The sequence below is a fragment of the Nocardioides sp. GCM10030259 genome, from assembly GCF_042666375.1.
GTDB lineage: Bacteria > Actinomycetota > Actinomycetes > Propionibacteriales > Nocardioidaceae > Nocardioides.
The window spans coordinates 101724-119105 of the sequence record NZ_JBHTDF010000026.1; the positions used below are offsets into that span (position 1 = coordinate 101724).

Here is a 17382-nt window from a genome sequence, read left to right on the forward strand (position 1 = left end):
CCGGCCTCACGAATCCGCCCCAACTCGTGACCTCCGGGTGACGCTCCGGTCTCCCGCGGCCCAGTCCTCGATCAGGCCTCGATCAGTCCTCGAACAGCGTCGCGTCGCCGTCGGGGAAGGCGGACGCCGGCGGCGGCGTCAGGCCGAGGTGCTGCCAGGCGGCCGGGGTGGCGACCCGCCCGCGCGGCGTACGCGCCAGGAAGCCGTTGCGGACCAGGAACGGCTCGGCGACCTCCTCCACCGTCTCCCGCTCCTCCCCCACGGCGACCGCGAGCGTGGAGATGCCGACCGGTCCCCCGCCGAACCGGCGGCAGAGCACGTCGATGACCGCCCGGTCGAGGCGGTCGAGCCCGAGCTGGTCGACCTCGTAGAGGTCGAGCGCCGCCCGGGCCACCGGCAGCGTGACGACGCCGTCGGCGCGGACCTGGGCGTAGTCGCGGACCCGGCGCAGCAGGCGGTTGGCGATGCGGGGCGTGCCGCGCGAGCGGGAGGCGATCTCGGCGGTCCCGTCGGCGACGACGTCGACGTCGAGCAGCCGGGACGAGCGCTGCACGATGAGGTCGAGCTCGTCGGCCTCGTAGAACTCCAGGTGCGCGGTGAAGCCGAACCGGTCGCGGAGCGGGCCGGGCAGCAGTCCCGCCCGGGTGGTCGCGCCGACGAGCGTGAACGGCGGGATGTCCAGCGGGATGGCGGTCGCGCCGGGCCCCTTGCCGATGACGACGTCGACCCGGAAGTCCTCCATCGCCATGTAGAGCATCTCCTCGGCGGGCCGCGACATCCGGTGGATCTCGTCGACGAAGAGGACGTCGCCCTCGTTCATGCCGGAGAGGATCGCCGCCAGGTCGCCCGCGTGGGTGATCGCCGGCCCGCTGGTGAGGCGCAGCGGCGCCCCCATCTCGGCGGCGATGATCATCGCGAGGGTGGTCTTGCCGAGGCCGGGCGGGCCGGAGAGCAACACGTGGTCGGGCGCGCGCCCGCGCCGACGAGCCGCCTCGAGCACTAGGCCGAGCTGGTCGCGCACGCGCACCTGGCCGACGACCTCGTCGAGCGACCGCGGTCGGAGCGCAGCCTCGACCACCCGCTCGTCGCCCTCGGCCTCCGCAGCCGTGAGCGAGCGCAGGTGGGTGGTCTCCGACTCGTCCAGGTCGTCCTCGTGGAACGGCACGGGATCAGGCCTTGCTCAGGGTACGGAGGGCGGCGCGGAGCAGGGCGGCCACGTCGGGGGCGTCGCCCGCCTCGGGGGCGACGGCGTCGACGGCCTTCTCGGCGTCCTTCGCGGACCAGCCGAGGCCGACGAGGCCCTGGTGGACCTGGTCGCGCCAGGGCGCGGCGGCGATCGGTGCGGACGGCGCGTGGCGCCCGGTCGGCGCCCCGATGCGGTCCTTGAGCTCGAGGATGATCCGCTGCGCGCCCTTCTGTCCGATGCCGGGGACCTTCGTCAGCGTCTTCACGTCGTCGGAGGCGATGGCCCGGCGCAGGTCGTCGGGGCTGAGCACGGCGACCATGGCCTGCGCGACCTTGGGGCCCACGCCGGAGGCGGTCTGCACGAGCTCGAAGGTCTGCTTCTCGTCCTCGTCGGCGAAGCCGAAGAGCGTCAGCGAGTCCTCGCGCACCACCATGCTCGTCGGCAGCGTCGTCGCCTGGCCGACGCGCAGCGTCGCGAGGGTGCCCGGCGTGCACATCACCTCGAGGCCGACCCCGCCGACCTCGACGACTGCGCTGGACAGGCTGACGGCGGCCACCGGGCCGCGCACGAACGCGATCACGCCGTACTCCTCTTCTGGGGCCTGCCTGCCGCGGCGACCGCGGCCTGGAGGCGAGCCTGGGCGCCACCGCGCCAGATGTGGGTGATGGCCAGCGCGAGCGCGTCGGCGGCGTCGGCCGGCTTCGGCATGGTGTCGAGCCGCAGGATCCGGGTCACCATGGTGCCGACCTGCGCCTTGTCGGCGCGCCCGTTGCCGGACACGGCGGCCTTCACCTCGCTCGGCGTGTGCAGCGCGATCGGCAGGCCGCGACGCGCGGCGCAGACCATCGCGATCCCGCTCGCCTGGGCGGTGCCCATCACGGTGCTGACGTCGGAGCGCGCGAACACGCGCTCGATGGCCACGGCGTCCGGCTGGTAGTCGTCGAGCCAGGCGTCCACGCCCTTCTCGATCGTCACCAGGCGCTCGGGCACCGACAGGTGGGACGACGTGCGCAGCACGTTGACGTCGACGAGGCTGAGCGGCCGCCCGACCGAGCCCTCGACCACGCCCATGCCGCATCGGGTCAGCCCGGGGTCGATCCCCAGCACGCGCATCGGTCGCCCTTCCGTCCGAACAGGTGTTCGGTGGCAACGCTAACCGGCGGGTCCCCCGGTTGCCCGGAGGACACGCCCGACGCCCAAGGCCGCCTTTCGTCTCACCGGGTTTCGACGCGCTCGCGCGACTTCGTCCCTCAGTCGCGTCGCTTGCTCAACCTGGCGAGCGACGCGAGCCGCGACTTCGTCGCGCCTCCTGCTCGCTCAGATGGCCTCGAGCACGTCGTCGGGGATGTCGGCGTTGCTGAAGACGTTCTGCACGTCGTCGAGGTCGTCCACGGCGTCGACGAGACGGAAGACCTTGCCGGCCACGTCGACCTCGGCGACCGGGATGTCCATGGTCGCCACGAACTGGACCTCGGCCGACTCGTAGTCGATGCCGGCGGCCTGGAGCGCCGTGCGCACCGCGACCACGTCGGAGGAGTCGGACTGGACCTCGAAGGTGTCCCCGAGGTCGCTGACGTCCTCGGCGCCCGCGTCGAGGGTCGCCTCGAGCACGTCGTCCTCGCTGACCTCCCACGGCTTGCCGGCGCGCTCCTGCTCCTTGCCGACCACCACGACGCCCTTGCGGGTGAAGAGCCGGGAGACCGACCCCGGGTCGGCCATGGTGCCGCCGTTGCGCGTGACCGCGGTGCGGACCTCCATCGCCGCGCGGTTGCGGTTGTCGGTCAGGCACTCGACGAGGAGCGCGACGCCCTGGGGTCCGTAGACCTCGTACATGATCGTCTCGTAGTCGACGCCGCCGCCGTCGAGGCCACCGCCGCGCTTGACCGCGGAGTCGATGTTCTTGTTGGGCACCGACTGCTTCTTCGCCTTCTGGATGGCGTCGTAGAGCGTGGGGTTGCCGGCGGGGTCGGGACCACCCATCTTGGCAGCGATCTCGATGTTCTTGATCAGCTTGGCGAACAGCTTGCCGCGCTTCGCGTCGATCGCGGCCTTCTTGTGCTTGGTGGTCGCCCACTTGGAGTGGCCAGACATGCGTCCCTCTTCTACTCAGCTCTCGACCAGGTCCACGAACAACCGGTGAACCCGGGTGTCGCCACCCACTTCGGGGTGGAACGACGTCGCCATCAGCGGGCCCTGACGGACCGCGACGATCCTACCCGCGGCCGGCCCGGCGTCCACGCGAGCGAGCACCTCGACCCCCTCGCCGGCGTCCTCGACCCACGGCGCGCGGATGAAGACCGCGTGCACCGGGTCGGCCAGCCCCGCGAACGCGAGGTCGTGCTCGAAGGAGTCGACCTGGCGACCGAACGCGTTGCGCCGGACCGTCACGTCGAGCCCGCCGAGCGTCTCCTGGCCGGGGGCGCCGTCGAGGATCCGGTCGGCGAGCATGATCATGCCCGCGCAGGTGCCGAAGACGGGCATGCCCTCCTTGATGCGCTGCCGGATCGGCTCGAACAGGTCGAAGGTGCGCGCCAGCTTGGCCATCGTCGTCGACTCCCCGCCCGGTACGACGAGTCCGTCGCAGGCGTCGAGCTCGGAGGTACGGCGTACCGTCAGCGCCGCGACGCCGAGCCCGCGCAGCACGCGCACGTGCTCCCGGACGTCGCCCTGGAGCGCGAAGACACCGACGGTGGGGATCGACACGCCGCAAGCGTAGGTCCGGCCCGCCGTCGAGCAGCGGTCGGGCCGACCGAGACGGCCCTATCCTCTCGTTGTGAGACGAACCCTGGTGGCGGCTGCCGCCTGCCTGGCGCTCCTGGCCCCCGGTCCGGCCGGTGCCGACGTCGCTGCCGCGGGCTCGGAACCGCGCGTCGACGGCTGGCCGACCACCACGCCGGCCGCGGCAGGCTTCCGCCCCCAGCGCCTGGCGAGCATCGCCGCGGACGCCCGCCGGCTCGACAGCACCTGCCTGGCCGTCGTCCGGCACGGCCGGCTGGTCGCCGACTGGAACTGGGGCACCCCGCGCACGGTCGGCAGGCAGACCTTCTCGGTCACCAAGTCGATCACCAGCGCCCTCGTCGGCATCGCCGTCCGCGACGGCGACCTCCGGCTCGGCGACCGGGTGGCACGCCATGTCCCGTCGTGGCGCGGTACGGACTCGTCCCGCGTCACCGTGCGCGACCTGCTCAGCAACACCAGCGGCCGCTTCTGGTCGTTCGAGTCCGACTACGTCGCGCTCACCGCTGCCCGCGACCGCACGGCGTACGCCGTGGGTCTCGGCCAGCAGCACCCGCGCGGCACGGTGTGGGCCTACAACAACGCCGCGATCCAGGTGCTCGACCGCGTGCTGCGCCGGGCCACCGGCCGGCCCACCGACAAGCTGGCCGCCGACCGGCTCTTCGGCCCGCTCGGCATGACGCACACGACCATGACCCGCGACCTCGGCGGCCGCTCGACGAACGTCTACTTCGGCGTCCAGTCGACCTGTCTCGATCTCGCCCGCTTCGCCCGGCTCTACCTGCAGCGCGGGGTCGTCGACGGCCGGCGGCTGCTGTCCCGCGGCTGGGTGCGCCAGTCGGTCGGACGCTCGTCGTCCGACCTGAACGCGGCGTACGGCCTGCTCTGGTGGGTCAACCGGCGCGGGGTGCTCCGCAGCGCGACCGACCCCGTCGACGCCGACGGCCGGCCGATCGAGACCCGCGTCGGCCGACTCGTGCCCGGCGCCCGCGGCTCCCTGTTCGCGGCCCTCGGCCTCGGCGGCCAGGTGGCGATGGTCGATCCGGCCAGCCGCACCGTCGTCGTGCGGATGGGACCCGCGGTCACCGGTGGAGAGTACGGCGTGCGCGACGCGGCCCGGGTCGTCACCGAGGCGCTGCGCTGACCGGACCCACCCGGCCCGGGTCTACCAGCCGCGCTCGGCGAGCCGGTGCGGCTGCGGGAGCTCCTCGACGTTGATGCCGACCATGGCCTCGCCGAGGCCGCGCGAGACCTTGGCGACCACGTCGGGGTCGTCGTGGAAGGTCGTCGCCTTGACGATCGCCTCGGCCCGCTGCGCCGGGTTGCCGGACTTGAAGATGCCCGAACCGACGAACACGCCCTCCGCGCCGAGCTGCATCATCATCGCCGCGTCGGCGGGGGTCGCGATGCCACCCGCGGTGAAGAGCACCACCGGCAGCTTGCCGCGCTCGGCGACCTCCTTGACCAGGTCGTACGGCGCCTGCAGCTCCTTGGCCGCGACGTACAGCTCGTCGCCCTCGAGCGCCGCGAGCCGGCGGATCTCCCTGCGGATCGTGCGCATGTGGGTCACGGCGTTCGAGACGTCGCCGGTGCCGGCCTCGCCCTTGGAGCGGATCATCGCCGCACCCTCGGTGATCCGGCGCAGCGCCTCGCCCAGGTTGGTCGCGCCGCACACGAACGGCACCGTGAACGCCCACTTGTCGATGTGGTTCTCGTAGTCGGCCGGCGTGAGCACCTCGGACTCGTCGATGTAGTCGACGCCCAGCGACTGCAGCACCTGCGCCTCGGCGAAGTGGCCGATCCGGGCCTTGGCCATCACCGGGATCGAGACGGTCTCGATGATGCCGTCGATCATGTCCGGGTCGCTCATCCGGGAGACGCCGCCCTGCGCGCGGATGTCGGCGGGCACGCGCTCGAGCGCCATGACGGCCACGGCGCCGGCGTCCTCCGCGATCTTCGCCTGCTCCGGCGTGACGACGTCCATGATCACGCCGCCCTTCAGCATCTCGGCCATGCCCCGCTTGACGCGGGTGGTGCCGGTGCCGGACGTGCTGTCTGGGGTGTGCTCGGGGGCGCTGTCGACCATGTCTCAGATCGTAGTGCCGGACTCCGCGAGAGCCTGCTTCCGGACCACCCACACGCGCTGCGCGACCGTGATCGTCGACGCGATGGACAGCGCCCAGAGCGCGATGTAGAGCAGCACCGGCAGGTCGAAGATGGCGCTGAAACCGGTCATCACCAGGATCGCCACCAGCCGGTCGGCCCGCTCGGCGATGCCGACCTTGACGTTGAAGCCGAGGGTCTCGCCGCGCGAGCGGGCGTACGACGTGACCGCGCCCATCAGCAGGCAGACGAGGCTGAGCACCAGGTAGAGCCGGCTCGGCTCCTCCCATGCGAAGTAGAGCGCCAGGCCGATGAAGATCGCGCCGTCGGCGACCCGGTCGAGCGTCGAGTCCCAGAACGCCCCGAACTTGCTGACCCGCCCCATCGACCGCGCCATGTGGCCGTCGATGAGGTCGCTGAAGACGAACGCGGTGATCACCAGGACCCCGGTGAGCAGCATCCCCTGCGGGAAGAAGACGAGCGCACCCGCGCACACGCCGAGCGTGCCGACGAGGGTGACGACGTCCGGGCTGACGCCGAGCCGGATCAGCAGGTTGGCGATCGGCGAGATGACCTTCGTCCAGAAGGCGCGGAAACGTTCCATCATGGCGGGCAGCAGGCTACCGGGAGATCAGACAGCCTGCGGCACGGCCTGCGGCCGGTCGAGCACCGGCTCGAAGGCGAGCTCGGCGGCGCCGACGAGCGACGCGTCGTCGCCGAGCATGGCCGAGCGGATCGCGGTCTCGGCCCGCGGCGCCATCATGCTGCCGCCCTCGACGGAGTCGAGCACCCGGGTCTCGGCCGCCCGCCACACCTGCGAGAGGCTGCCGCCGAGCACGACGACCTGGGGGTTGAGCAGGTTGACGATCGCCCGGATGCCGACGCCGCACCAGGCCGCGACGTCGTCGACGGCCTCCTGCGCCCGCACCTCCCCTGCCCGCGCGGCGGCGATGACCTCGGCCACCGCGGCCGGTCCGCCGCCGGCGAGCCGGCCGGCGGCCTGGAGCAGGACGTTCTCGCCGACCTTCATCTCCCAGCAGCCGACGGCACCACAGCGACAGGTCGGCCCCTGCGAGTCGACCTGCATGTGGCCGACCTCGCCGGCGTACCCGCTCGCCCCGGTCAGCGGCTGACCGCCCACGAGGAAGCCGCCACCGATGCCGACGCTCGCGCTGAGGTAGACGACGTCGGAGAATCCGACCGCCGCACCGCGGATGTGCTCGGCGAGCACGCCCAGGTTGGCGTCGTTGCCGGTCGAGACCGGCCGCTGCAGCCGCTCGGCGAGCAGAGCGGTGAACGGCTCGTCGGTCCACCCGAGGTTGGGTGCGAACCGCACCAGCCCGTCGCCGGCCCGTACGGCGCCCGGCACGGCGACGCCGACACCGAGGCACCGACCGTGCTGGGAGGTGGCGAGGCTCTCCTCGATCATCTGGGTGACCGAGTCGACGACGTGTGCGACGTCGTGCTCGCCGCGCTGGTGGCCGCGGGTACGCCGGTCAAGGACCTGTCCCCCGAGGCCGACCAGGGCCACGGCGATCCGGTCGACGCCCACGTCGACCGCCACCACGACGTTGTCCTCGCAGGGCACCACGAGGTGCGAGGGGCGCCCGCGCCCACCCACCACCGCCGTCCGCTCGGTCACGAGACCGAGCGTCTGCAGCTCTCCGGTCAGCGCGCCGATCGTGCTCCGGTTGAGCCCGAGCTCCTTCGTGAGCACGGCGCGCGTCGTCGGTCCGCGGCGGTGCACCGTCTGGAGGATGGCGCGCAGGTTCGCGCGCCGGAGCTCCTCGGTGCCGACGCCGGTGGGGGTGGGCATCGCGGGCTAGACCCGTCCGGTTGCCGTGGCGCGTCGCCTGCTCAGTGCGTCGACGGAGGCGGCCAGCAGCAGCACTCCACCGGTCACCATGTAGTACACGCTGGACGGCTGGTCGAGCAGGATGATGCCGTTGCGGATCACCGCGACCACCAGGCCGCCGATGACCGCATCGGTGATGAACCCCTTGCCACCGAACAGGCTCGTTCCGCCGATCACGGCCGCTCCGACCGCGAGCAGCAGCGTGTCGCTGCCACCGGTGTTCGGCGAGACCGAGTTCGTGCGGCTGGCGGCGAGGATGCCCGCGACCGCGGCGATGGTCGAGCACGTCATGAAGCACGACACCCGGACCCACGCGACGTTGATGCCGGCCCTGCGCGCGGCCTCGGCGTTGCCGCCGACGGCGTAGATGTGCTTGCCCCAGGACGTGCGGTTCAGCAGGTAGCCGAGCACGACCACGAGGATCAGGATCACGAGCACGACGTTGGGCACGCCCTTGAGCGACTTCAGCGCCGGGTTCGGGCTGCGCTCCGCCGAGAGGTACGCCGTGACGCCCAGCACCAGGATCGCCAGCCCGCCGGTCTTGAGCAGCCAGAGCAGCATCGGCTGCGCGGCCAGGCCCTTGCGGCGCCGGCTCTGCATCGTGAGCAACCCCGCCGCGCCGTACCCGACGATGACCACGACGGCCAGCGTCCAGCCCGCCCACAACGGCATGGACCCGTTGTTGAGCTTGATGACGAAGTCGTTGCGGATGCCGATCGTGCCGCCCTCGCCGATCAGCCAGAGCATGACGCCCTGGAGACCGAGGAAGAGCGCCAGCGTCACGACGAACGACGGGATGCCGATCCGTGCGACCAGGAGGCCGATGCCGAGACCGATCACCGTGCCGGTCAGCAGCGCCGCGATGAGCGCCGGAATCAGCGGCCAGTCGTTGTTGGTGAGCGTGATGCCGAGCACGGCTGCCGCCGTACCGCCCGTGAAGCCGGCGGACAGGTCGATCTCGCCGAGCAGCAGCACGAACGTGATGCCCATCGCCAGCACCATGACGGCCGCGGACTGGCCGATCAGGTTCGCGAAGTTGAGCTCGGTCGTGAAGGTGTCCGGCCGCATCACGGAGAACACGATCACCAGGGCGAGCAGGCCGAGGACGGCCGGCAGCGAGCCGACGTCACCGCCCCGCACCTTCTCGACGTACGCGCGGCCGATGGTGCCGAGCGTTGCGCGCTCCTCGGTGGGAGCCGTCGTCTGGGCGCTCATCAGATCTCTCCGTTGGTCTCGGCGGCACCGCCGCGCTGCTCGGACGAGCCCGTCGTGATCAGCTCGACCACCTCGCCGCGGGTGACGTCGTCCTTGCGGACCTGGGCGACCATCTGGCCGAGGTAGAGTACGGCGATGTCGTCGGCGACCTCGAAGACGTCGTTGAGGTTGTGGCTGATCAGCACGACGCCCAGGCCGCGGTCGGCGAGGCGGCGGACCAGTAGCAGGACCTGCTCGGTCTGGGCGACGCCCAGCGCGGCGGTCGGCTCGTCGAGGATGACGACCCTGGAGTTCCAGAGCACGGCGCGGGCGATCGCGACCGTCTGCCGCTGACCGCCGGAGAGCGCCGCGACATGGGTGCGCACCGACTTCAGCGTGCGCACCGACAGCCCGTCGAGCGTCTCGCGCGCCCGCAGCTCCATGGCGTCGCCGTCCAGCCGGACCGACGGCCCGAGCTCGCGGCCGAGGAACATGTTGTCGACGACGTCGAGGTTGTCGCAGAGCGCGAGGTCCTGGTAGACGACCTCGATGCCGAGGTTGTTGGCGTCCTTCGGGCCATGGACCTTCACGGGCTGGCCGTCGAAGAAGTACTCGCCCTCGTCGAAGGCGTGGATGCCGGCGATGCCCTTGATCAGGGTGCTCTTGCCGGCACCGTTGTCGCCGACCAGCGCGGTCACGTGACCGGGTCGGACGTCGAGGTCGACGCCGCGCAGCACGTGCACGGCTCCGAAGCTCTTCTGGATGCCCCGCAGGCTCAGCAGCGGCTGGTCCGATGTGATCGGTGCTGCCTCTTCGGTGGCTGGGACGGACACAGGGTTCTCCTCCGCCGATGGTGGATGACCCGGACCCGGTCGGGGGTCTCCGGGCATGACAAGGGTGGTTCGGGGGCCCGTCCCGACTGGAACGGGCCCCCGAACGCGAGTGTTACTGGATGCCGGCCTTCTCGCAGGCCTTCGCGAACTCGTCGACGCAGACGTCGTCGGCGCTCTGGAAGCCGGCGTCGATCACGGTCTTCACCGTGTCGGCCGTGATCCACTCCGGCGTGGCCAGCACGGACGGGACCATCTCACCGGTCTCGGTGTCCTCGACCTCGCCGGTGGCCATCGACGACGGGTCGTCGCCGTTGATCAGCGCGATCGCGAGCTCGGACGCGGCCTGGGCCTCGAGGTCGGTGTTCTTGTACACCGTGCCGCACTGGTAGCCGGCGAGGGTGTTCTGCAGTCCTTCGACGGAGGCGTCCTGGCCGGTCACCGGGACGTCGCCCGCGGTGCCGTTGTCCTTCATGCGGGCGATGATGCCGCCGGCCATGGTGTCGTTGGCCGACACGACGCCGTCGATCTTGCCGTTGTTCTGCGTGTAGAGCTGCTCGTAGGCGTCGCCCGCCTTGGTGGCGTCCCAGAAGCCGCTCTGGTCACCGACCAGCTTCCACTGGGTCATCGGCTTGAGGACCTCGTCGTACCCGGACTTGAACAGCGCCGCGTTGTTGTCGTTCGGGTCGCCGTTGATGTAGATGATGTTGCCCTCGGTCTTGCCCGAGTCCTCCAGGCAGGCGGCGAGGCCGTTGCCCATCAGGCGGCCGACCTCGACGTTGTCGAACGAGACGTAGAACGACGCGCCGCCACCCAGGGTGAGGCGGTCGTAGTCGATGCTCTGCACCCCGGCCTCGGCGGCCTTGCTGAGGCACGCCTTGCCCGACTCGGAGTCGAGGTTGACGATCATCAGGACGGTGACACCCTCGTTGATCATGCTGTCGCAGATCTCGCCGAACTTCGCGACGTCGCCGCCGGCGTTGTCGATGATCGACTCGACGCCCGCGTCGTCGAACGCGGCCTGCAGGCTGGGCCGGTCGTTGGCCTCCCAGCGCGGGGACGTCGTCTCGTCCGGCAGGATCACGCCGACCTTGCCCTCGGAGGCGCTGCCGCCGCCGTCGCTGCCGCCGTCGTCGCCGCCGTCGGAGTCGTCCCCGCACGCAGCGAGGGCACCGAACGCCAGCACCCCCACCGCGACCAGGGACGCGAACCGCGCTCCCTTGTTCCTGACCATTTCCTCGACCTCCATGGCTCGGACTCGTGTGACCGCCACGCGCCTACTGTGCTGTGACCGCCATCACGGTATATGTTGTCCGGGACAACATACTCATGCCGACAGGGCCCGGCAAGGCGTTGTGAGCGCGTGTTTTGTTGCACGTTCCAACCAAGCGTCTCCCTGCGTGCGCGTAACCGAATCGTGATCGAAACCCGTCTAGAAACCCGTCTTGGAAGAAGGACCCCGATGAGCTCCAGCAGCACCGACCCCGCCGCCTTCACCCCCACCCGCGAGGACCGGTTCTCCTTCGGCCTGTGGACCGTCGGCTGGCAGGGCGTGGACGTCTTCGGTGGCGCCGTGCGCCCCGAGCTCGACCCCGCCGAGGCCATCCACCTGCTCAGCGACCTGGGCGCCTACGGCATCACGTTCCACGACAACGACGTCTTCCCGTTCGACGCCTCCCCCGCCGAGAAGGAGCAGCGGCTGACGTCGTTCCGCAAGGCGCTCGAGGAGACCGGCCTCGTCGTGCCCATGGTGACGACGAACCTCTTCTCGCACCCCGTCTTCCGCGACGGCGGCTTCACCAACAACGACCGCGACGTACGCCGCTTCGCCATCCGCAAGGCCGCCGACCAGATCGACCTGGCCGCCGAGCTGGGCGCGAAGATCTTCGTGGCGTGGGGCGGCCGCGAGGGCGCCGAGTCGGGCGCCGCCAAGGACGTGAAGTCGGCACTGTCGCGCTACAAGGAGGCGTTCGACGTCCTCGGCGCCTACTCCGAGGAGCAGGGCTACGGCCTGAAGTTCGCGATCGAGCCCAAGCCCAACGAGCCCCGCGGTGACATCCTGCTGCCGACCGTCGGCCACGCGCTGGCCTTCATCAACGAGCTCGACCGCCCCGACCTGGTGGGCCTCAACCCCGAGGTCGGCCACGAGGAGATGGCGTCGCTCAACTACGCGCACGGCCTGGCCCAGGCGCTGTGGCACGGCAAGCTCTTCCACATCGACCTCAACGGCCAGACCGGTCCGCGCTACGACCAGGACCTGCGCTTCGGCGCCGGCAACGCGCGCGGTGCGTTCTGGACCGTCGACATCGTCGAGAACGGCGGCTACGACGGCCCGCGTCACTTCGACTACAAGCCGCCGCGGACCGAGGACATGGACGGCGTGTGGGAGTCGGCCCGCGCCTGCATGCGCAACTACCTGATCCTGCGCTCGAAGGTGCAGGCGTTCCGCGCCGACCCCGAGGTCCAGCAGGCCCTCCTCGACGCCCGCCTCGACCAGCTCGCCCAGCCCTCGCTGGCCGCCGGCGAGACGATCGCCGACCTGCGCTCCGAGTCGTTCGACCCCGACGCCGCCGCCCTGCGCGGGATGGCCTTCGAGCGCCTCGACCAGCTCGCCCTGGAGCACCTGTACGGCGTGCGCTGAGGCGATGGTCCCTGACGTTCTCGGGGTTCGCACCGCGCGCAGACCCCGAGAACGTCAGGGACTACCCCAGCAGGGCCTTCTCGATGTCGGCCACCGCGGTCGGGACGCCGGCGGCGTACCAGGTGACGCCGCCGGCCTCGACCTGAGTGGTCGCGCCGCCGACGCCGAGGATCAGGGCGGCGCCGGGGAGGTCGTCCCAGGGCGGCAGCGAGTCCTGGCAGCGCACGTGCAGCTGGCCGGCCGCGATCGCGGTCGCGTCGAGCGATGCCGACCCGAGCATCCGCAGGGTCGCCGCTCCCCCGACCAGCCGGCGGAAGGCCGCGCCGGCCTCGCCGTCGTACTTCGGCGGGTGCAGGTACGTCGTGACGCACGACGCCGCGAGCGGCCGGTCCACAAGCGGCGGCAGTGGTACGCCGTCCACGGTGGTCGGCAGGCCGGGGCCACCGACGAACGTGCGGCCGGTGGCGGCGTGGTGCACCGCGCCCAGCACGAGCTCGTCGCCGTCGGTGAGCGCGAGGGCGGAGCACCACCAGTCCATGCCGGCCACGAAGTTGTAGGTGCCGTCGACCGGGTCGATGATCCAGGTCCGCCCGGAGGTGCCGGTCCGGGAGGCGCCCTCCTCCCCCAGCACGCCGTCGTCCGGCCGCTCGGCGGCCAGCGTCTCGACGACCTGTCGCTCGGCGGCGTGGTCGGCCGCGGTCACGACGTCGGAGATCGAGGTCTTGGTGTCGGGCTCGAGGCCCTCGGCGCGCATCCGGTGGGCGAGCTCGCCGGCCTCACGCACCAGCCGCGCGGCGAGCGCGGCGTCGTGCGCCAGCTTCATGCCCAGGCCTCGGCGAGCAGCGCGCGCGTGTCGGCGAGCAGCTGCGGCAGCGTCTTGGTGCCACCGAGCACGGTGATGAAGTTCGCGTCGCCCGACCACCGCGGCACGACGTGCTGGTGCAGATGCTGCGAGAGCGATCCGCCCGCGACGCCGCCCAGGTTGAGCCCGACGTTGAACGCGTGCGGTCCACTCACCCGGCGCAGCACCCGCACGGCGTCCTGGGTCATCGTCATCAGCTCGGTGACCTCCTCCGTCGTCAGGTCGTCGAGCTCGGCGACGTGGCGGTGCGGGAGCACCATCATGTGGCCCGGGTTGTACGGGTGCAGGTTGAGCACCGCGAAGCAGCTCTTGCCCCGGTGGACGACGAGGCTCTCCTCGAGCGGCAGGTCGCCCATCACGCAGAAGGGACACCCCCGGTCGTCGGGCGTCACGCTCGGTACGACGTACGCCAGCCGGTGCGGCGTCCAGAGCCGGTCGAAGCCCTCGAAGCCGTCGCGTTCGTGGCCGGCCGGATCGTTCATGGCCACAACCCTAGGGTGGTGCCGTGCACGTCCGTCCCGCGGCTCCTGACGACATGGCCACCGTCGCCGACATCTGGCACCGGGCCTGGCACGTCGCCCACCCCGGACACGTGCCGGAGGGGCTGACCGCCGCACGCACGCTCGCGGCCTTCCACGAGCGGACGCCGGCCCGGGTCGCCGACACCACGGTCGCCGAGGTCGACGGCCGGGTCGTCGGGTTCACGATGGTCGCCGGCGACGAGGTCGAGCAGGTCTTCGTCGACCCCGACGCCCACGGCTCCGGGGTCGCCGGCCCGCTGCTCGCCGCCGCCGAGGCCCGGCTCGCCGAGGCCGGGCACGAGGTGGTCTGGCTGGCCGTGGTCGTCGGCAACGCGCGGGCGCGGCGCTTCTACGAGAAGCACGGCTGGTACGACGCCGGCGACCTGCCCTACGAGGTCACGGCCGGCGGTACGGCGTACATCTCGCCCTGCCGGCGCTACGAGAAGCGCGTCAGTACTGCCGGAACCACTCGCCCAGGTCGGTGACGCCAGGGCAGGTCACGTCGAGGTCCCGCTGGCCCTCGACCCACTGCCCCAGCACCGCCTCGCCTCCCTGGATCTGCCAGTCGTCGCCGCAGCGCGACAGCGCCTCCTCCTGCGAGGTCTGGCCGGCGGCGCGCCACTCGGGCAGCTCGAGGGCGAGGTCACCGACGACCTCGCGCCACAGGTACGGCGTCGAGTAGACGCCGACGTCGTACCCGGCGTCGGCGTACCCCCGGGTCGCGCCCTGCACCACCGCCCCGTTGGCCTCGAGGTCGGCGCTCCACTCGAAGTCGCGGACGTGCTCGACGTCGACCCACACGATCGGCGAGTCGAGCCCGGCGGCACGCATGGTCGCGACGTTCGCGAGCGCCTGCTGGTAGCCGGTGTTCGCGAGCGTCCCGAGCTCCGTGGTGGCGTCGAAGGGGCCGTCCGCGCCGTGCTCCGCGATCATCGCGTCGTCGGGCCAGCTCGCCACGGCGTACGCCGCCGCCTGCAGCTGTCGCTCGCGGATCCAGTCGACCTGGTCGGCCAGGCAGGGGTTCGCGGTGAAGCCGGGTCCGTTGGTGAGGCCGACGACGACGTACTCCGCGTCGTCGCGCGGCATCGGCAGGCCCAGCGTCGGCCGCTCGGGGATGCCCATCCCCTTCGGGCACTGCGGCCAGCTGATGTCGGCGCCGATGACGGGTCCCTCGACGAGAGAGGTCGGCGAGGACAGGGACGGGGACTCGCTCGGCATCTCGCCGGCCTTCTGCTCGGCGAGCTGCGCGAGCGCCTCGAGGCGCGCCGACTCGGCGTCGGCGGTCGGCGTGACGACGGCGGTCGGGCGCGGCGTCGACGGCGTCGCCGGCAGAGCAGGCGTCGTCGCCTGCTCCGCGGTGGCCTCCCCGCCCGTGCCGCCCGACGAGCAGGCCGTGAGCAGCGCGGCGACGGCCACCAAGGCCGCGCCGCGCCGCCTCACGATCAGACCTGTTCGCGCGATGCCACCGCGTCGACGACCCGCTGGATCGCCTCGTCGAGAGGTACGCCGTTGTCCTGGCGGCCGTCCCGGTAGCGGAACGACACCGCACCTGCCGCCACGTCGTCGGCGCCGGCGATCATCATGAACGGCACCTTCTGGAGCTGCGCGTTGCGGATCTTCTTCTGCATGCGGTCGTCGGAGTCGTCGACCTCGACCCGCAGCCCGCGGGCCCGCATCTGCTTCGCCACGTCGTGCAGGTAGTCGGAGAAGGCGTCCGCGACCGGGATCGCCTGCACCTGCACGGGTGCCAGCCACGGAGGGAACGCGCCGGCGTAGTGCTCGACGAGCACGCCGAGGAAGCGCTCGATCGAGCCGAACTTCGCCGAGTGGATCATCACCGGCTCCTGGCGGGAGCCGTCGTCGGCCTGGTACTCCAGGCCGAAGCGGGCGGGCTGGTTGAAGTCGTACTGGATCGTCGACATCTGCCAGGTCCGGCCGATGGCGTCGCGGGTCTGCACGGAGATCTTCGGGCCGTAGTACGCCGCGCCGCCCGGGTCGGGCACGAGCTCGAGCCCGGACTCGGTGGCGACCTGCTCGAGCACGGCCGTCGCCTCGGCCCACTGCTCGTCGCTGCCGATGAACTTGTCCCGGGAGTCGTCGCGCGTGGACAGCTCCAGGTAGAAGTCGTCGAGCCCGAAGTCCTTGAGCAGGCCGAGGACGAAGTCGAGCAGGTGCTTGATCTCGCCGGGCGCCTGCTCGCGGGTCACGTAGGAGTGCGAGTCGTCCTGGGTGATCATCCGGACCCGGGTGAGGCCCTGGAGCACGCCCGACTTCTCGTCGCGGTAGACCGTCCCGAACTCGAAGAGCCGCAGGGGCAGCTCCCGGTACGACCGCCCCCGCGACCGGAAGATCAGGTTGTGCATCGGGCAGTTCATCGCCTTGAGCCGGTAGTTGTGTCCCTCGGCCTCCAGCGGCGGGAACATGCCGTCGGCGAAGTACGGCAGGTGGCCGGAGGTGAAGTAGAGGTCCTCCTTGGCGATGTGCGGGGTCCCGACGTACTGGAAGCCGGCCTCGATGTGGCGCGCGCGGACGTAGTCCTCCATCTCCCGCTTGATCACGCCGCCCTTGGGGTGGAACACCGGAAGCCCGGGGCCGATCAGGTCGGGGAAGCTGAAGAGGTCGAGGTCGCGGCCCAGCTTGCGGTGGTCGCGTCGCTCGGCCTCCTCGATGCGGTGCAGGTGCGCCTCGAGCGCCTCCTTGGACTCCCAGGCGGTGCCGTAGATGCGCTGGAGCTGCTTGTTCTTCTCGTTGCCGCGCCAGTACGCCGCGGCGGTGCGCATCAGCTTGAACGCCGGGATCCGCTTGGTGGTCGGCACGTGCGGCCCGCGGCACAGGTCGCTCCACGCGACGTCGCCGTTGCGGCGGATGTTGTCGTAGATCGTCAGGTCGCCCGCGCCGACCTCGACACTCGCGCCCTCGGCGGCGTCGTCGGACTTGCCAGAGCCCTTGAGCCCGATCAGCTCGATCTTGTAGGGCTCGTCCTTGAGCTCGGCGATCGCGTCGTGGTCGGTGGTGACCCGGCGGGAGAAGCGCTGCCCCTCCTTGATGATCTTGCGCATCCGGGACTCGATCTTCTCGAGGTCCTCGGGCACGAACGGGGTCTCGACGTCGAAGTCGTAGTAGAAGCCGTTCTCGACCGGCGGACCGATGCCGAGCCTCGCCTCCGGGAAGAGCTCCTGGACGGCCTGCGCCATCACGTGCGCGGTGGAGTGCCGCAGGATGTCGTGGCCGTCCCTGCTGTCGATCGCGACGCCCTCGACCTCGTCGCCGTCGGCGAGCTCGTGGGAGAGGTCCCGGAGCTGGCCGTTGACCCGGGCCGCGATGACCGCGGTGTCCTCGGCGAACGGCTCCCACGCCTTGGTGCCCGTCGTGACCGTCCGGTCCTCACGCGCGTCGGCGTGGACGAGGACGATCTTGATGTCGGGCACGGTGTCTCCTTCGGGTGGCGTCCCGG

General features: G+C 71.5%; 18 protein-coding genes. 3 read left to right on the forward strand and 15 right to left on the reverse strand.

What is annotated here, in order from left to right; translation table 11 throughout:
• Positions 1-82: 82 nt before the first annotated feature.
• From ruvB to pdxT, 5 genes are all read right to left on the reverse strand, one after another.
• The gene (ruvB, locus tag ACFQQI_RS24060; RefSeq protein WP_378569153.1) at positions 83-1165 is read right to left on the reverse strand and encodes a Holliday junction branch migration DNA helicase RuvB; all 1083 of its coding nucleotides are present in this window, start codon (positions 1163-1165) and stop codon (positions 83-85) included.
• 4 nt (positions 1166-1169) lie between these two features.
• Complete coding sequence (gene ruvA, locus ACFQQI_RS24065; protein ID WP_378569154.1) at positions 1170-1766, reverse strand: Holliday junction branch migration protein RuvA; 597 nt, start codon at positions 1764-1766, stop codon at positions 1170-1172.
• Positions 1763-2290: a crossover junction endodeoxyribonuclease RuvC gene (ruvC, locus tag ACFQQI_RS24070; protein ID WP_378569533.1), complete on the reverse strand. Its 528-nt coding sequence runs from the start codon at positions 2288-2290 to the stop codon at positions 1763-1765. Before ruvC ends, ruvA begins: the two co-directional genes overlap by 4 nt.
• Before the next feature lie 213 nt (positions 2291-2503).
• On the reverse strand, positions 2504-3277 hold the full coding sequence (locus ACFQQI_RS24075) for a YebC/PmpR family DNA-binding transcriptional regulator (RefSeq protein WP_378569155.1): 774 nt from the start codon (positions 3275-3277) through the stop codon (positions 2504-2506).
• Between the two features lie 15 nt (positions 3278-3292).
• Positions 3293-3889: a pyridoxal 5'-phosphate synthase glutaminase subunit PdxT gene (gene pdxT, locus ACFQQI_RS24080; protein WP_378569156.1), complete on the reverse strand. Its 597-nt coding sequence runs from the start codon at positions 3887-3889 to the stop codon at positions 3293-3295.
• Between the two features lie 70 nt (positions 3890-3959).
• Between pdxT and ACFQQI_RS24085 the strand changes: the two genes are divergently transcribed.
• Positions 3960-5066: a serine hydrolase domain-containing protein gene (locus tag ACFQQI_RS24085; RefSeq protein WP_378569157.1), complete on the forward strand. Its 1107-nt coding sequence runs from the start codon at positions 3960-3962 to the stop codon at positions 5064-5066.
• Positions 5067-5087: 21 nt separating this feature from the next.
• Here ACFQQI_RS24085 and pdxS read toward each other — a convergent pair whose 3' ends face one another.
• The 6 genes from pdxS to ACFQQI_RS24115 form a co-directional block, all read right to left on the reverse strand.
• On the reverse strand, positions 5088-6008 hold the full coding sequence (pdxS, locus tag ACFQQI_RS24090) for a pyridoxal 5'-phosphate synthase lyase subunit PdxS (protein ID WP_378569158.1): 921 nt from the start codon (positions 6006-6008) through the stop codon (positions 5088-5090).
• Between the two features lie 3 nt (positions 6009-6011).
• A complete protein-coding gene (gene pgsA, locus ACFQQI_RS24095; protein WP_378569159.1) occupies positions 6012-6632 on the reverse strand; it encodes a phosphatidylinositol phosphate synthase in 621 nt (206 codons plus the stop codon).
• 24 nt (positions 6633-6656) lie between these two features.
• Positions 6657-7841: an ROK family protein gene (locus ACFQQI_RS24100; protein WP_378569160.1), complete on the reverse strand. Its 1185-nt coding sequence runs from the start codon at positions 7839-7841 to the stop codon at positions 6657-6659.
• A 6-nt stretch (positions 7842-7847) separates the two neighbouring features.
• Positions 7848-9095: a sugar ABC transporter permease gene (locus ACFQQI_RS24105; protein ID WP_378569161.1), complete on the reverse strand. Its 1248-nt coding sequence runs from the start codon at positions 9093-9095 to the stop codon at positions 7848-7850.
• Positions 9095-9907, reverse strand: a complete 813-nt coding sequence (locus ACFQQI_RS24110; RefSeq protein ID WP_378569162.1) for an ATP-binding cassette domain-containing protein — start codon at positions 9905-9907, stop codon at positions 9095-9097. The genes ACFQQI_RS24105 and ACFQQI_RS24110 overlap by 1 nt, the downstream gene beginning before the upstream one ends.
• A gap of 112 nt (positions 9908-10019) precedes the next feature.
• A complete protein-coding gene (locus tag ACFQQI_RS24115; RefSeq protein ID WP_378569163.1) occupies positions 10020-11153 on the reverse strand; it encodes a sugar ABC transporter substrate-binding protein in 1134 nt (377 codons plus the stop codon).
• 213 nt (positions 11154-11366) lie between these two features.
• Here ACFQQI_RS24115 and xylA point away from each other — a divergent pair, with 213 nt between their 5' ends.
• On the forward strand, positions 11367-12545 hold the full coding sequence (gene xylA / locus ACFQQI_RS24120) for a xylose isomerase (protein ID WP_378569164.1): 1179 nt from the start codon (positions 11367-11369) through the stop codon (positions 12543-12545).
• A 61-nt stretch (positions 12546-12606) separates the two neighbouring features.
• Here the strand turns inward: xylA and ACFQQI_RS24125 are convergent, their stop codons facing one another.
• Entirely contained in the window at positions 12607-13368 is a 762-nt protein-coding gene (locus tag ACFQQI_RS24125; RefSeq protein WP_378569165.1) for an inositol monophosphatase family protein, read from the reverse strand.
• Positions 13365-13889: an HIT family protein gene (locus ACFQQI_RS24130; protein ID WP_378569166.1), complete on the reverse strand. Its 525-nt coding sequence runs from the start codon at positions 13887-13889 to the stop codon at positions 13365-13367. Before ACFQQI_RS24130 ends, ACFQQI_RS24125 begins: the two co-directional genes overlap by 4 nt.
• A gap of 23 nt (positions 13890-13912) precedes the next feature.
• Here ACFQQI_RS24130 and ACFQQI_RS24135 point away from each other — a divergent pair, with 23 nt between their 5' ends.
• Positions 13913-14413, forward strand: a complete 501-nt coding sequence (locus ACFQQI_RS24135) for a GNAT family N-acetyltransferase (protein WP_378569167.1) — start codon at positions 13913-13915, stop codon at positions 14411-14413.
• On the opposite strand, the gene ACFQQI_RS24140 is transcribed toward ACFQQI_RS24135, so the two are convergent.
• Positions 14379-15368, reverse strand: coding sequence for a hypothetical protein (locus tag ACFQQI_RS24140; protein WP_378569168.1), 990 nt, complete (start codon positions 15366-15368; stop codon positions 14379-14381). The genes ACFQQI_RS24135 and ACFQQI_RS24140 overlap by 35 nt on opposite strands.
• 2 nt (positions 15369-15370) lie before the next feature.
• Positions 15371-17356 (reverse strand): threonine--tRNA ligase, encoded by a 1986-nt coding sequence (gene thrS / locus ACFQQI_RS24145; RefSeq protein WP_378569169.1) that lies wholly within the window; start codon positions 17354-17356, stop codon positions 15371-15373.
• Positions 17357-17382: the final 26 nt, after the last annotated feature.